This window comes from Wolbachia endosymbiont of Rhagoletis indifferens (assembly GCF_048537595.1).
Lineage (GTDB): Bacteria > Pseudomonadota > Alphaproteobacteria > Rickettsiales > Anaplasmataceae > Wolbachia.
This window is the reverse complement of the sequence record NZ_CP175923.1, coordinates 1,194,490-1,209,472: the sequence shown is the minus strand read 5'-3', so window position 1 is coordinate 1,209,472 and position 14,983 is coordinate 1,194,490. Positions and strand designations below refer to the sequence as shown.

The 14,983-nt window shown below is 34.2% G+C and carries 13 protein-coding genes and 3 pseudogenes; 6 read left to right on the top strand and 10 right to left on the bottom strand.

What is annotated here, in order from left to right:
• Positions 1 to 189 precede the first annotated feature (189 nt).
• Positions 190 to 1,929 (top strand): single-stranded-DNA-specific exonuclease RecJ, encoded by a 1,740-nt coding sequence (gene recJ, locus ACJZL1_RS06390; protein ID WP_265026013.1) that lies wholly within the window; start codon positions 190 to 192, stop codon positions 1,927 to 1,929.
• Positions 1,930 to 1,947: 18 nt separating this feature from the next.
• On the opposite strand, the gene ACJZL1_RS06385 is transcribed toward recJ, so the two are convergent.
• The 3 genes and pseudogenes from ACJZL1_RS06385 to ACJZL1_RS06375 all read right to left on the bottom strand — a co-directional run.
• Positions 1,948 to 3,120 (bottom strand): NADH-quinone oxidoreductase subunit D, encoded by a 1,173-nt coding sequence (locus ACJZL1_RS06385; protein ID WP_265026012.1) that lies wholly within the window; start codon positions 3,118 to 3,120, stop codon positions 1,948 to 1,950.
• Between the two features lie 143 nt (positions 3,121 to 3,263).
• Positions 3,264 to 3,479 carry a hypothetical protein gene (locus tag ACJZL1_RS06380; protein ID WP_265026011.1) on the bottom strand — a complete coding sequence of 72 codons (216 nt, stop codon included), beginning with the start codon at positions 3,477 to 3,479 and terminating at the stop codon, positions 3,264 to 3,266.
• 442 nt (positions 3,480 to 3,921) lie between these two features.
• Positions 3,922 to 4,542: pseudogene (locus ACJZL1_RS06375) on the bottom strand (IS5 family transposase); the annotation flags it as partial.
• A 125-nt stretch (positions 4,543 to 4,667) separates the two neighbouring features.
• On the opposite strand from ACJZL1_RS06375, the pseudogene ACJZL1_RS06370 reads away from it, so the two are divergent.
• The 4 genes and pseudogenes from ACJZL1_RS06370 to ACJZL1_RS06355 all read left to right on the top strand — a co-directional run bounded on the left by ACJZL1_RS06370 (position 4,668) and on the right by ACJZL1_RS06355 (position 6,788).
• Positions 4,668 to 5,426 (top strand): annotated as a pseudogene (locus ACJZL1_RS06370) (IS5 family transposase).
• A gap of 25 nt (positions 5,427 to 5,451) precedes the next feature.
• Positions 5,452 to 5,607: a hypothetical protein gene (locus ACJZL1_RS06365; protein ID WP_419247209.1), complete on the top strand. Its 156-nt coding sequence runs from the start codon at positions 5,452 to 5,454 to the stop codon at positions 5,605 to 5,607.
• Positions 5,592 to 6,547: pseudogene (locus ACJZL1_RS06360) on the top strand (IS5 family transposase). The gene ACJZL1_RS06365 and the pseudogene ACJZL1_RS06360 overlap by 16 nt, the downstream one beginning before the upstream one ends.
• Before the next feature lie 106 nt (positions 6,548 to 6,653).
• Positions 6,654 to 6,788 carry a hypothetical protein gene (locus ACJZL1_RS06355; protein ID WP_265026009.1) on the top strand — a complete coding sequence of 45 codons (135 nt, stop codon included), beginning with the start codon at positions 6,654 to 6,656 and terminating at the stop codon, positions 6,786 to 6,788.
• Positions 6,789 to 6,804: 16 nt separating this feature from the next.
• Here the strand turns inward: ACJZL1_RS06355 and ACJZL1_RS06350 are convergent, their stop codons facing one another.
• The 7 genes from ACJZL1_RS06350 to ACJZL1_RS06320 all read right to left on the bottom strand — a co-directional run bounded on the left by ACJZL1_RS06350 (position 6,805) and on the right by ACJZL1_RS06320 (position 13,341).
• Positions 6,805 to 8,055, bottom strand: a complete 1,251-nt coding sequence (locus tag ACJZL1_RS06350; RefSeq protein WP_341818319.1) for a citrate synthase — start codon at positions 8,053 to 8,055, stop codon at positions 6,805 to 6,807.
• An 80-nt stretch (positions 8,056 to 8,135) separates the two neighbouring features.
• On the bottom strand, positions 8,136 to 8,405 hold the full coding sequence (gene rpsT / locus ACJZL1_RS06345; protein WP_012673338.1) for a 30S ribosomal protein S20: 270 nt from the start codon (positions 8,403 to 8,405) through the stop codon (positions 8,136 to 8,138).
• Between the two features lie 51 nt (positions 8,406 to 8,456).
• Entirely contained in the window at positions 8,457 to 9,044 is a 588-nt protein-coding gene (locus ACJZL1_RS06340; protein WP_419247530.1) for a lysophospholipid acyltransferase family protein, read from the bottom strand.
• 193 nt (positions 9,045 to 9,237) lie between these two features.
• Entirely contained in the window at positions 9,238 to 10,224 is a 987-nt protein-coding gene (locus ACJZL1_RS06335) for a tyrosine recombinase (RefSeq protein WP_265026006.1), read from the bottom strand.
• Positions 10,225 to 10,580: 356 nt separating this feature from the next.
• On the bottom strand, positions 10,581 to 11,216 hold the full coding sequence (locus tag ACJZL1_RS06330; RefSeq protein ID WP_265026005.1) for a DnaA ATPase domain-containing protein: 636 nt from the start codon (positions 11,214 to 11,216) through the stop codon (positions 10,581 to 10,583).
• Between the two features lie 129 nt (positions 11,217 to 11,345).
• Positions 11,346 to 12,410, bottom strand: coding sequence for an AI-2E family transporter (locus ACJZL1_RS06325; protein WP_419247208.1), 1,065 nt, complete (start codon positions 12,408 to 12,410; stop codon positions 11,346 to 11,348).
• Between the two features lie 49 nt (positions 12,411 to 12,459).
• Positions 12,460 to 13,341 (bottom strand): alpha/beta hydrolase family protein, encoded by an 882-nt coding sequence (locus ACJZL1_RS06320; RefSeq protein WP_419247207.1) that lies wholly within the window; start codon positions 13,339 to 13,341, stop codon positions 12,460 to 12,462.
• 86 nt (positions 13,342 to 13,427) lie between these two features.
• On the opposite strand from ACJZL1_RS06320, the gene ispF reads away from it, so the two are divergent.
• Entirely contained in the window at positions 13,428 to 14,756 is a 1,329-nt protein-coding gene (gene ispF, locus ACJZL1_RS06315) for a 2-C-methyl-D-erythritol 2,4-cyclodiphosphate synthase (protein WP_419247206.1), read from the top strand.
• Positions 14,757 to 14,983: the final 227 nt, after the last annotated feature.

Genomic DNA, 14,983 nt, shown 5'->3' with positions numbered 1-14,983 from the left:
CCTTTCATAAGTAGCGATGCAACAAAGCCATTCCAGTGTCAGCTACTTTCATGACACCGTCATAAAGGAACCAGTGTCAAGCTACTTTGATGACACCTTTTTTCTGCTTAGTTTAGGTTATGCAGAAGTCTAATACAATTATAGAACAAGCTTAAAAATTCTGGTAAAGTAGTTTTATTTACAAAGAATATGCTACTTGAAATTGAAAAGCGCAGCATAACAAATGCATTGTGGAAGTTACAAGAAGCAGATCAAAGGGAAATCTTAACTCTTATACAGAGATTTGAGTTGCCAGAAGTACTAGCAAGAATATTGGTTACTCGTGGTGTTAACATAGAAAATGCAAGCGACTTCTTATATCCACTAATCAGATTGCTATTACCAGATCCCTTTCACCTTCTTGATATGGATAAAGCTGTTTCTCGTATAATACGGGCAATAAAAAATAATGAAAACATTGCAATATTTGGTGACTATGATGTTGATGGTGCAACGTCGTCAGCATTGATCAACAGGTACCTAAGAGCAATCGGTATACACTCTATAATCTACATTCCAGATCGTGTTGATGAGGGCTATGGATTAAACACAGATGCTTTATTACAACTTAAAAAAAACGGGATCGATTTATGTATTTCCGTTGATTGTGGTACGCTTGCATATCAACCAATAGAAGATGCAAAGGTCTTTGGTCTTGATATTATAGTTGTCGATCATCATCTTGGTACGGAAAAATTACCAAGCGCCGTAGCAGTTGTTAACCCAAACCGCCTTGATGAGAGCTCTCCTTATAATAACTTAGCAGCAGTTGGAGTGTCATTTCTGCTAATTGTTGCTCTTAATAAAAGCCTACGTGAGCAAGGATTTTTTACCAACAAAAAAGAACCAGATTTATTTGATCTGCTGGATTTGGTTGCCCTGGGAACTGTCTGTGATGTTATGCAGATTACCGGCCTAAATAGAGCATTTGTCTCACAAGGATTAAAAGTGATGTCAGCAAGAAAAAACGTTGGCTTGCGTGTTTTATTTGATGCTTTGGGAATCCTTGAAAAACCAAGTGTTTCGCGGTTAGGGTTTAGTATTGGGCCATGCATAAATGCTGGAGGAAGAATCGGAGAAGCATCGCTTGGTGCACGGCTACTTTCTACGGATGATGAAGAAGAGGCACATTCAATCGTGCTAAAATTAATAGATTTGAATAATGCAAGGAAAGTGTTAGAAAATGAGGCTCTCTTAGAAGCCACAGCACAAGCGGAAAAATTTGCCCAATTAGGTGTAAATTTTATAATGGTAAGTGGCAATTGGCACCAGGGGATAATCGGTATAATTGCATCAAGGCTAAAGGAGCAGTTTCACTTACCAACGATAGTGATGTCTTTAAACAATGGAATAGGAAAAGCAAGCTGTAGATCAATTTTGGGAGTTGATATCGGTGCTGCAGTCCTTTCCGCAAAGTTTATAAATTTGATTATTGAAGGTGGTGGCCATAGTATGGCGGCAGGATTTTCAATTAAAGAAGACAAAATAAATGATTTGCATGATTTTTTTACTGAAAGATTTTCAAACTCTATAAATGAGAAAACTTTAAAAGCTGATAGTATAGTAACTGCTAAAGCAATAAATTTATCTTTATGGAATCAATTGCAACGCTTGGGACCATTTGGAGTTGGGAATCCTGAACCAAGGTTTATTATCCAAGGAGCAAAGATAAGAAAGCCTGAAGTTATAGGAGTTGACCATATAAAATGTTTTATTGCTGATGATAATATTATGGTAAGAGCTATTGCATTTCGTTCTGCAAATACTCATCTTGGCTCTGCTATCATGCAGGGTAATGTTAAAGCTATTTTGGGTAAAATCTCTATGAATTACTGGAATGGCAATGAATTTGTACAATTTTTAATAGAAGATGTATTGACCATTAGTTGAGTTGCTATTTTACAATAATTACCTATCAATCTCACCAAAAACTATATCGAGTGAGCCAATAATTGCTGCAACGTCGGCAAGCATGTGTCCTTTTGCCATAAAATCTAAGGCTTGTAAATGTGCAAAGCCAGGTGCTCTTATTCGGCATCTGTAAGGTCTATTGGTACCATCTGAAACTATATACACTCCAAACTCGCCTTTTGGTGCCTCAACAGCTGTGTAAGCCTCACCTTTTGGTACATGATACCCTTCCGAATAAAGTTTAAAATGGTGGATGAGAGCTTCCATAGATTTTTTCATCTCCGCTCTTGGCGGTGGAGAAATTTTTCTATCTTCAGTTTTTACTGGCCCTTCAGGCATTTTCTCTATACACTGCTTCACTAAGCTAACAGACTGCCTGATCTCTGCCATTCTAACTAGATAACGGTCATAACAGTCGCCATTTTGGCCGATCGGTATATCAAAATCTAGTTGATCATATATCTCATATGGCTGGCTTTTTCGCAAATCCCAAGCAAGCCCAGCAGCGCGCAACATTGGGCCACTAAAGCCCCAATCAAGTGCTTGCGCTACTGATATTTCACTAATTCCTACAGTGCGTTGCTTCCATATTCTATTTTCTGTTAAAAGTTCATCAACATCGTCTATATACTTTGGAAATTGCTCTATAAACTTTGCAATATCCTCAATCAAACCTTCTGGAACATCTGCTGCAATTCCACCTGGCCTGATGTAAGCTGCGTGAAACCTTGCACCTGAAGCTCTTTCGTAAAATTCCAGTATTTTTTCTCTTTCTTCAAAGAGCCATAAAAGAGGGGTCATTGCTCCAACATCAAGCGCTTGAGAAGAAACGTTCAGTAAATGATTTAGTATTCTCGTCAGTTCACAAAACAAGACACGTAAATACTTTGCCCTAATTGGAATTTCGCATTGCAACAATTTCTCCACACACAGTGAATATGCATGCTCTTGTGACATTGGTGATACATAATCAAGGCGATCAAAATAAGGCAAAGCTTGAAGGTACGTTTTATGTTCTATTAATTTTTCAGTACCGCGGTGCAAAAGCCCAATATGGGGATCTGCCCTCTCGATTACTTCACCATCCATCTCCAAAACAAGACGCAACACTCCATGTGCAGCCGGATGCTGAGGGCCAAAATTTAACATCATTGTCTTTAGATCGGGCATATCCGATAGTTTAAGATATTAGAATTGTATAGACTGAAGTACGTTGAAAGTCAATTAAAAACCCTCAGTTATATAATTGACATTGGTTGCAACATTATGTAATAATGAAGGATTACATCAATGAAGAGGATTATTATGCCTGATCAAAAAAAGTTTGCATCGTATGCATTAATAACCATAGGGTCCGCAGGGCTTATAGCTAATACCATAGCTTTTAAGTATTGTTCTAATTTATCGCCCTTGATTGCAGGGGGAATGATTGGCTCTATGATCCCGCTATTTGGATGTGCTGTTATTGGCGTTTTATTGCTTATGGATAGAATCCTTCTCAGAGCTTGTCCGGAAACTGGTAAACTCAAGCATATTCCCTCCTTAACATAACCCTACTCATAGCCAGGTGTATGAAATTTTCAGTGGATGTTGTAAATATTCCTTTGATAGCCTTCTATTCCTCAAGCAAAAGTCCTTTCTACAACCCATCTTCTTGACTGTACTTTAAACCCCTGTTCCCTCATTGGTAGTAGTTCAGGCAATGGCGTCAACTTAAGGGAAAATATCAGTGATTGTGTGTAAAATTTCTCTCTAAATTTTTTATCATTAAATTATCCAAAGAGTGCAAGAAACAGCACTTTTGTTTCTATTTTATTTCAACAAAAAAGTTTAAAATGTGTCCTTTTTAGACGAGACGTGCAGAAAGGAAAAAATCTTATTTTACAAATTAAAAATACAATATACTCAAAAACTTTTCAGAAAATCCATAGGAGGGTTTGCTAATGAAGGCTCTTAAGTTGACGCCATTGGTAGTTCAGGTGGTGTGTCTTTGTGTACCCAAAACCTACATGGAGGCCTTTTAACAATTTCAATGTCTATTCCGTACTCTTTTTCTATGTACTCCTTTAAATTTCTTCCTTGATACCCCATATCAGACCACATTTTCTTAACGTTAGTATATTTTTTCCTCATATTATCCAATGCTACCATCTCTGTCATTTTCACTAGCAGCACCCACATAACAGCCTAATATAAAACCCTGAGATTATGTGCCTTTTTCTACCTTTTACTTTTTTACTCCCATCATAACCTTTGACCCCCCTTTTTCTGTCGTTTTTACAGATTACTATGCAAGCACTTGGCTCCTCGTTTCTTCCCATTTTTGACCTACTATATTTAGTGATATCGTAGTTCATTTTTTCGAAAATTCCTTGCTTTTTCCACCTCCTAAATTGTTCATATACTTTCTTCCATGGCGTGCGGTAAATAGCGCCATTGACATCCTGTACGTAGTACATAAAAAATTGCCGATAATACTTCTCTTTTGCTATGTTTTAGCGGCCTTCCTCCTTTCTTGTATGATACTCTAAAGTGTTTCTCTATTAGCGACCACTCTCTTTCACTAAGATCTGTAGGATACTTTTTTCTCATTTCTAACCCCATTTTTAAAACTCATATACTATACTTTTTTTCGTTTGCGGATAAGCTCTAAGAACCTGTTTAAAATCTCAAAGAGATGAGCTAAAGTAGGAACAGGTAAATAATGAGGTATATAAATGAGTCAAAGGTATCCAAGCGACATAAGTCGTGAGCAATTTGAAAAAATCAAACCAATTTTAGAAAGTAGGAAAAAGAAAACAAGACCAAGATTAATTGATATATACAAAGTATTTTGTGGAGTGTTATACGTGCTAAAAAGTGGTTGTCAGTGGAGAATGTTGCCAAAAGAGTTTCCAAGGTGGGAAAACATATATTACTATTTTCAAATGTGGAGTAAAAAGAAAGGAAAGGAGCCAAGCTTGTTGGTTAAAAAAAATTGGTTGTGACAAAACAGTGGTCGGAAAGAGAAAACCAGTTTCTGCATAATTGATGCTCAAAGCGTCAAAAACGCAGATACTGCTGAAAGAAAGGGCTATGATGCAGGTGAAAAGATTTCAGGGTCATATCGCAGTTGATACACAACACATGCAATTCATATAACAACGGCAGAAGCAACTGATCGTAGCAGTGCTGTGAAAATGGTGGAAAATGCTAAAGAAAACCTCTCTGAAGTCAAAAATATACTCGTTGATGCTGGCTATACAGGAGAAAATTTTGCAACACAAATAAAAGCAACTATTGGTGCAACTGTTGAGGCAGTAAAACGAAGCGAATTACATACCTTTGCTGTATTGCCAAAAAGATGGGTTGTCGAGCGGTCTTTTGCTTGGTTGGAAAAATGTAGACGGTTATGGAAAAATTGTGAGCGTAAACTCAACACAAGTTTACAAATGGTTGTTCTTTCCTTCATTTCTCTTCTATTGAGGAGATTTTAAACAGGTTCTAAGATACCGTGGCGGTATGACGTTTCGCTTGCAACTTATAGCCTTGTCATTCCAGCGCGTGACGCTGGAATGGCTTTGTTGCATAGCAACCGAAAAAATCTGGTGGCTACTGACAAAATTCATTATAAATAACCATTTAACTGTTGAAGAAAAAATATGCCACAGAAAATGAAAGTCAGTAACCAAAACGAATATAACAAATTCCTTGAAAAAAGGGGAAATATTTTTCGTTACATCGATGAAGCTATCGAAAATTGGTATGAAATTGGGCCAAAATGCAGGGTGGCAACAATATTTACAGTGATAAAGTCGTAATTTTGGTGCATATAATTGTCAATCTTTTTAGAATTGGTTTAAGACAAACGGTGGGGTTTATAAAAGGATATCTGCAACAAATAGGAAAAAATTTGGCAGTTATCAGCTATTCACAAGCATCAAGAAGGTTTAAAAAACTTAATATTAAGATAAATGATTGCAGGGTTGATAAAAGCAACATGGAAAATATTGAAATTATCATAGATAGCACAAGTATCAGCATTTACAGTAACACTCCTGGCCACAGTAAGGAAAACAGTGCAGATAGAAAGTACCGAAGCTACGAGCAAGTAAGAAAGTTACATGTTATGTTAAGTGTGAATAGTAAAAAAGCTATAGCTGCAAGATACAGTAATGGCGTCTACTCTGACCACTATGGAGCTTGCGATTTGCTTGAAGAAGTTAATTTTCAGCACAAAATAAAAGCATTATATGCAGATAGGGCATACGATAGGCACAAACTTTATAAATTGTGTAAGAAATACGATATAAAGACAAAAGTTCTACCAAAAAAGGATGCAGCAGAACATTCAAAAATAGATTATATGTCTGACAGAAATGCTGCTATTAGGTTAATAAAATTATATGGACAAGATGGTGTAAAAGAGTGGAAAAAGGAAGCAATTTATGGAAAGAGATCTTACATAGAAGGATTTTTCTCAAGGTTGAAGCAAGTATTTGGATTTAGCTTTAGGAATAAATCTGAAGTAAATCGTGAAAAAGAATTACTAATTAAGTGCTATTTGCTCAACAAATTCACTGATATTGGTATGGCTAAATTTGAAATCATTACATAAATTTGTCGTAAACCATCACTGCTTAAGGTGCTATGCAACAAAGCCCGCTGGAATCCAGCCTTGCCGTAATCTCATCAAGAACGCTGTGTTTTAACATAATACTTTTATGCTTACCAACTTAGTACCCAATCTGGATCCAAGTAGTCAAGGCACTGGGATGACAAAGGAGGGCATTACTCCAGTGTCAGCTACTCAGATGACACCTTTTTTCTACTTAGTTTGGGTTATGCAAGAAGTCTAATGAAGTGAAAATAAATTTATTTACCAAAATAGAGTTGCCTTGGTCTACAGATCTTAGTTTCTTTATCATTTATCATTTCATACCACTGAGTAACCCAACCAGTGGTTCTTGCAAGTGCAAAAATAGGCGTGAACATATTTGAGGGAATATCGATAGCATTCATTATTATACCTGAGTAAAAATCAACATTTGGATATAACTTACGCACAATAAAATATTCATCCTTTAAAGCTATTTCTTCAAGTTTTTTTGCAATTTTGAGCAATTCATTATTTTGTTCTAGTTTACTTAGAACCTCATGGCAAGCGTCTTTCAATATGCGCGCGCGCGGATCATAATTTTTATAAACACGATGTCCAAATCCCATCAATTTAAATGGATCTTTATCATCTTTAGCTTTTTCGATGAATTTATCTATATCTCCACTTTGCTCTATCTCTTTTAGCATATTTATAACTGCCTCATTAGCTCCACCATGTGCTGGTCCCCAAAGTGTAGCAACTCCTGCAGAGAGGCTTGCAAACAGATTAGAACCAGCCGATCCCACCAATCTGACAGCCGCCGTAGAAGCATTCTGTTCATGATCAGCATGGAGAGTAAATATTTTATCCAGAGCTTTTGCAAAAAGGGCGCTTTTATCATTATCAACAGCATCGCCAAATATCATCTTTAAGAAATTTTCACTGTAACTTAATTCATTGTTAGCATTTATGAATTCCTGATTGTTGATATGCCTATAAATCATTGCAACAATTGCAGGAACTTGTGCTATTGCAGAAATTCCAAAATCTAGATCTTCACCATTGATATTGTTGCCATGCTTTTCATGGTAAGATGCTGACAAACTTGCAAAACATGCAATTAAAATCGACATAGGGTGAGCAGTTTTTGGAAATGCTTTGATTACATTTGTAACTTGCTCTGATACTTTGGATAATTTTTGTATTTTGAGAAGAAATTTTTTGTGTTGCTCTGAACTGGGTAATTCACCATAGAGCAATAAATAAATCACAGCAGTAAAACTATTATTCTCTGCCAAATCAGCTATATCATGTCCCCTATATTTAAGAACTCCTTCATCTCCATCAATGAATGTAACTGTGGAAGAGCATGAAGCTGTAGAAACAAACCCCGGATCATAAGTGAATAATCCTGTCGTCTTATATAAATCCTTGATATTTAACACGTCAGGACCTATTGTTCCACTTAATACAGGTAGCTCGATTTTTAATCCATTACTTAGTTCTAATAGCACTTTTTTATCCATCACTTAAGCTACTTAAATTTTATACAGAATATACAAACTGAAGAGTATATATTAATACAGTTAACTTTACATTAACCGTATTAAGCGGTCATCAATGCTTTTACTTTTGCATTTAAGCGACTTATTTTACGCGCAGCAGTATTCCTATGAATAACACCTTTATTTACACACTTGTGTAAATTAGATTCAGCATTCCGAAATGCCAGAACAACATTTTCTTTGTCGCCAGACTTGATTATATCAACCAATTTTCTAATAGAGGTGCGAGTTTTACTTTTCCGCATCTTATTTATTAAAGTGCGCTTTGCTATTACCTTTATCATTTTTTTAGCACTCTTATGATTTGCCATATATTAATACCTAAAATACTGTACTTTTCTTTTAATTATAAAATTTTTTTATTAATTTGCAATATCAGTTTTTTCTGTGGTTAATCTACCGCTTCTCTCTTCAATAATTTTTTCTAAACTTTGCAAGAATTCATTTTTGTTTAACCCAGGATATATTGGGGGCAATATTTCTATTACTGCCTTTCCGGGATTCTTTCTCAGAGAAAGTATGCTTTTTGGCCAAAACAAACCAGTGTTTAAAGCAACCGGTAACACAGGAACAGATAATACGCTATATAAAGCAGCAATACCTGGTTGATATTTTATATTTTGGTTTATAGTCGTTCTTGTACCTTCAGGAAATATTATTATGCTTCTATTTTCTTTTATACGCATTTTTGCTAGTTTGATTATATGGCGTATAGAACTGATACCATCTGAACGGTTAATAAAAATCATTTTCAGCGCTATGAGGTGCAAACCAATGAATGGAACCCATTTCAATTCACGTTTTAAAATAAAAACCGCTTTTCTAAATAGTAGTATAAAAATAAATGTTTCAAATGGAGATTGGTGTTTGGATGCAATTATAAAAGGTTGCTTAGGAATGTTTTCCATTCCCCTCACTTCATATTTAATGCCACATAATAAACGCAGCATGAACAATACAACTCTCACCGAGCAGACGAGGAAAATGGTTATTACACACTCAGGAAAGAAAATTACAGGGAGAGTAATTAAAGTATAGAATACTTCCCATAATATAAGGAAGAAGTTAAACAATAAACTTGAAATCACAAACTCACATAAATTTATTTAAATTTAACTTTACTACAAATTAAAAGCAATAAGTTTAATTATTGATCATCTGAGTAATAGGATGCGAATCAGCTAATTTGTCCTTTAACTTTTCGTTAGCAATATGAGTATATATTTGTGTTGTAGAAAGGTTAGTATGGCCAAGAACTTTCTGTATCAACACAATATTTGCTCCGCTATCCAGTAGATGGGTAGCAAAAGAATGCCTAATCACGTGTGGAGAGATCTTATTTTCATCAATATTGCATTTTCTTGCTAACTCCTTCATTAATTGACCGACCCTCTGCCTTGTAATTGGTTTATTAGGTTTATCACCTGGGAATAGCCAATCGGATTCCTTTCCGTTAGGGATCAGATTGTCACGAACTGATAAATAATTTCTAAGGCTCTGCAATGCTTGTTCATTAAAAAGAATTTGCCTCTCTCTACCACTTTTTCCTTTTATTATTATATAGCATTCTTTGTTATTACTGTTTATTAAATGTGACACTTCATATAACTTCATATTAATTAGTTCAGAAACACGCATTCCAGAAGAGTAAAGGATATCTAAAATCGCACATAGCCTTTTACTGCTTATCTCTTTATTCGATTCGCTTGCTGATTTTCTCACTGTGTCCATTAGCAAAAATATTTCTTCGACACTTAAATACTTAGGCAAAGGACGAGAAACTTTTGGATTCTTTAATTCAGCATCATTAGCCGGCGCTGGATTAAAATCTATTATTCCGTCATTAAATAGACACTTGTAGAAATTTTTCATAGCGGATATTTTTCTTGATATAGAGCTACTTTTATATTTTTTTTGTGTACATAGAGATTTCACATAATCTTTAATATTGGTTTTGTTTACACCAACCAAGGTAGTGCTGCTTTCTAATAAAAATTCTTCAAACTGGTGTAAATCCGAACGATAACTTTCCAGAGTATTTTGTGTAGCGGACCTCTCTGAAGCCAAAGCATCTATGTAATATGTTATGTAAAGATTTTCTTTTTTATTTTGCGACTGTTTATTTTTCATTATCAGCTCCTATATTTATTTCTTTGGCTATAATTTGATTAGAAGTGTTCCCTGTGTTTCTTATGAGAAAATATGAGACAAATAAAGCATTTATCAATAGAGTGAACATCACAAACTTTTGCTTTAACCTTTTTCTTAAATTTAATCTTACTCTTATCATAGTTAAATTATAACGTTAAATCTATAAAAAACACCTTATAAAGTGAGCTCTACTATAAATATAGAATACTTCTTAGCTGTATCTATCTACATTTATTATAATTCTAACATGGACAGATAGAGATTTCAATTACGTTAGTGTTATGGGTGTTAATAAATTTTTAATATATACAATGAGTACTTTACAAAGGAAGAAATCAAATGGCATCTTTTTTTAATAAAGTGCTAATAAAAGGAACGGTCACATTTGACCCTATAGATTCATTATCTATCTTCTCTATAATTTTATCAATGCTATAGAAAGAACGTTCTATTCTTGCTAAAATATAATTAATCACTTTTAAATCAATTTTTAACTGTTTATCTGAAAATCGTTTTATTAGCATAATTCTTAATAATTCCTCGCTTGCAGGCAAAATTTTTACGCTGATAGTTGACAATATTCGAGAGCTTAAATCTCTTAGTTTGAAGTTAAGCTTTTTTGGTGAAATTGAAGAAGTGATTAGCAGCCTCTTGTCACTTTCTTTCATGTAATTGTAACAATGTAATAACATTGCTTCATCTTTAATGTTTTGTACGTCTTCTAAAATAAAAGCATCGCTATACCTAATCTCGCTTACAAAGTTATTCACATTGATAAAAATTGCATCGTTTATTGACTGCCAAATATGAGCAAGATGAGTTTTACCGGAGCTTTTAGGTCCAAAAAGAATCAGACATTTCCAAGATAAATCATTAACTACCGAATTATATACGTGCTTATTTTCATCTAAGATGATGTAATTTTGCCGACTATAATCAGCTTGATTGTTGTTAAATAAATTTAATTGCACGTTAAACCTCTTACGTAACCTCTTTCTGGTAGTAATTTTTGCGCAGAAATTTACTTACGCTCCTCAAATATCTCAGGTATTCTGGGCTCATTTCTCCTCTTACCATAAATTGATTATGCAAAAGGTCTGTTAGCCGTTTTTATAAAGCTCACTTTTAAAATATTTATTGATTGCATATTCTACTGATACATTGAACATTGCTATTATTGGAATAAAAAGTAATATACCTATAAATCCAAAATATGAAGCGCATATAGTAATTCCCAGAATAATTACAGTTGGATGTATATGAACTTTTTTTCCTATTAATAAAGGAACTAATATGTTTGAATCTATTAATTGTCCAACACCAAATAATAGCAAAACGGCAGCACTTTCAAACCATCCACTAAATTGAGTGATAGCGCTCAAAAACCCAATAATGGTATATAATAATGGCCCTACGTAAGGTATGAACGTTAACATTCCTGATAAAATTCCAATAACAATAGAGTGTTCCAATCCGATTATGCTCAGGCTCACAGAGTAAAAGACCATCATGACAATACATACATTTACCTGCCCCTTTAGATAATTAGATATAATGAAATCCACTTTGGAAAAATAATTTGCAACTTTTTCTCTATAAAGAATAGGAATTAATTTATTAGCTTTTTCTATAATTAAAGGCCAATCACGTAATATATAGAAAAACACTACAGGAGTAATCACCATTAATGATACCATGTTAAAGCTTGAACTTAACACTTGGATTATAAAGTTACTAGCAATATCAAGAGCATTCATGAAATAAGATACATAGTCGCTGTAATTTTCTGCTAGATTTTTAGATAAGTGATCAAATAAGCTATCCTCGATTTTTATATTAAGAAATTCTAATACAGAGGGGATTACTTTAAGCTTTAATGAAGGCACTTTACTCACTAAGAAATTTAATATTGAAGTAATTTGAACATATATAATAGGTAAAACAAATGTTATGACTAGTATAAAAGCTATTAATAAAACAAGTATTATAAAAATTACAGAACATGAACGCGGTATTCTATACTTTTCAAACTTGACTACTAGCGGATTAAACAAATATGCAATAATAATAGATATTAAACATGGAAAAATCATAGGACGCATCAGGAATAACATCCCTATTATAAAAAGCAGTATAAAACAAATAGTTATATGACGTTTTTGCATGCTTTTAGCATAGTCAATTTACTGAAAAATATACAGTTTATTGTAAATACTATCTATTCATTGTTTTATCAATTTTATTAAGTATTAGATCAGTCAAATTTTCATCCAATTCCCAACTAGATAAAACTCCGTTATGTGGATCATCTTCACACCTTTTCGAATTAACAGTCTTGATCAATTTATCATTTTCTATTGCGTGCGCCAATTGTGCAGGTTGTGGTATTAAGTGATCTCCTTTGTTATTAATAACTATTATTGGCATATTCAATTTTCCCTCATCTCGCAACTTTCGTATATCGTTCACTAGATCAAAATCTAGATCTAAAGCCTTTAGCAATTTTTTTAAAATGGATGAGGGCAACATACTTAAAATTTTTGCTTGAGGGATCGGAAAATGCCCTATTGCTGTATGAAAAGAGCTGAAAGTGCTAGTAAAAATAACACCTCCAAGTTTAACGTTTTTGTCTGCAAAGTGCTTCAAAACTGCCGATGCAACTGCTCCTCCAAAGGAATGGCCAAAAAGTATAATGTTTTCAGGTTTCACACCCTTGTCCATTAATTCATTGATTTCTTCTATCGAGGGCTTAAGCAAACTTTGATCTCTATTTATAAAGGGAATAATAATAAGCATTACGGATAAAAAAATGCAAGTTAGAGCAGCTAAGCTTGCTAAACCAACTACTCCAGCTGTTATGGGGCTTATAAGTAGTAATATTGCAATGGGCGCTGATACAGATGCCACGAGGAATAAAAAGCTAACTGCAGCATAAGTTATGTAGTTCTGAAATGCTCTTGGATATTTATGTGCATGGCTATTATTTGATCCATTTAAACCTTGTACATAATTGTGAGCACTTTTATAGTTATCCCCTATTCCATGAAAGAATATAAGGTGTATCTCATTTTCTTTATTACACTTAGTAATGTGCATTCTAGCATCGTATTATATCTTAATTAATATAATACACTCTTTTTTTAAAAATGTAAATAACCTGTTACTATACACTTACGCTGAAAATGATAAATATGCACACTAACAGACTTAAGAAATACAAAATAGCAGCATTAATAGTTGCAGCGGGAGTAGGCAGTAGATGCAGTAACACAATTCCTAAGCAGTATACAGAACTTGCAGGTAAATCTGTTTTATTTCATACAATTAAAAGATTTCTGGCTAACCAATATATAGATTACATAAGAATAGCAATTAATAGAGACCATGAAAGTTTTTATAGGGAAGCAATGGATCTCTTATCCAACCATTATTTAAGTGAAAAATCAGCAGTACACTCCTTCCAGCGCGTGACGCTGGAATCTAGAAAAAAAGAAAGTATGGATCCAAGTAGTCAAGCTACTTGGATGACAGGAGGTGTAGATACTAAATTACTAAGTCCAATATATGGAGGAGAAAACAGGCAAAATTCAGTTAAACTAGGGCTTGAAAGCTTACAAAAAGTTAACCCAGATTTTGTAGTTATACACGATGCTTGTAGGCCTTTTGTGTCAAATGTTCTGATAGATAACTTGGCTCAATTCATAATTAATGATCAATATACAGGAGTAGTTCCAGCAATAGAAGTTGAAGATACTATGTCATTGGTGGGTAATAATTTCGTTGAATCTACGATTTCAAGAGGAAAACTCAGAGCCATACAAACTCCTCAAATTTTTAATTTCAAAGAATTATTATCGTGCCATCAATCAGACAAAGAATTTACTGACGATTCATCACTAATGGTAGAGCACAAAAAACATATTGCGATTATTAAAGGTGAGAAAAGCAATTTTAAGTTAACCACAAAAGAGGATATCAATATGGCAAAGCTTCTTTTTGAAGAGCCAAAATTTCGTGTCGGAACTGGTTATGATATACATAAGTTCATTAAAGTTCAAAATGGTGCTGAGAGCTTTATAAAAATTTGCGGTGTGAAAATTGAGCACAACATGGCAATAGAAGCACATTCCGATGGTGATGTTGCAATACATGCAATCGTTGATGCAATACTCGGAGCACTGGGATGTGGCGACATAGGAGAACATTTCCCTCCTAGTTCCTCTGAATGGAAAGATTGCAATTCATCTCACTTTCTTGACTTTGCTGCTAAAAAAGCAAAGGAAAAAGGGTACAGCGTGTCTAATTTAGATATTACTATAGTTTGTGAGGAGCCTAAAATATCGCCTTACAAAGTAGAAATGAAGAAATTCATATCAAAAGCATTAGAAATTGATGATGAATTTGTAAATATCAAAGCAACCACTGCAGAAAAATTAGGTTCTATTGGAAGAAATGAAGGAATAGCAGCATATGCTTCTGTGTTATTGCATACAAACTTTTATTGGAAATAGAAACGAAAAAACTTACTTGACACCCTTCGCCAGCCCCCTTATCATGAGACTGAAGGTATTCAGTTATCTTCATCTGTGCAGATTAAACAGCAAGAAAACAACGTAGTTGGCGTCTTATTTTTAATTTTTTGCACTATGTGCACCTTATGTCTTCACAATATTTCTAGGTTTTTACCTATATAAGCTGAAACGCGCTTATAAGTCGTTTAAGACAGTATAGTACGCCA

Coding starts and splice junctions, on each gene's coding strand:
- recJ (WP_265026013.1), top strand. CDS start 190: ATGCTACTTGAAATTGAAAAGCGCAGCATAACAAATGCATTGTGGAAG.
- ACJZL1_RS06385 (WP_265026012.1), bottom strand. CDS start 3,120: ATGCCCGATCTAAAGACAATGATGTTAAATTTTGGCCCTCAGCATCCG.
- ACJZL1_RS06365 (WP_419247209.1), top strand. CDS start 5,452: ATGACGTTTCGCTTGCAACTTATAGCCTTGTCATTCCAGCGCGTGACG.
- ACJZL1_RS06355 (WP_265026009.1), top strand. CDS start 6,654: ATGCTTACCAACTTAGTACCCAATCTGGATCCAAGTAGTCAAGGCACT.
- ACJZL1_RS06350 (WP_341818319.1), bottom strand. CDS start 8,055: ATGGATAAAAAAGTGCTATTAGAACTAAGTAATGGATTAAAAATCGAG.
- rpsT (WP_012673338.1), bottom strand. CDS start 8,405: ATGGCAAATCATAAGAGTGCTAAAAAAATGATAAAGGTAATAGCAAAG.
- ACJZL1_RS06340 (WP_419247530.1), bottom strand. CDS start 9,044: ATGCTGCGTTTATTATGTGGCATTAAATATGAAGTGAGGGGAATGGAA.
- ACJZL1_RS06335 (WP_265026006.1), bottom strand. CDS start 10,224: ATGAAAAATAAACAGTCGCAAAATAAAAAAGAAAATCTTTACATAACA.
- ACJZL1_RS06325 (WP_419247208.1), bottom strand. CDS start 12,410: ATGCAAAAACGTCATATAACTATTTGTTTTATACTGCTTTTTATAATA.
- ACJZL1_RS06320 (WP_419247207.1), bottom strand. CDS start 13,341: ATGCACATTACTAAGTGTAATAAAGAAAATGAGATACACCTTATATTC.
- ispF (WP_419247206.1), top strand. CDS start 13,428: ATGATAAATATGCACACTAACAGACTTAAGAAATACAAAATAGCAGCA.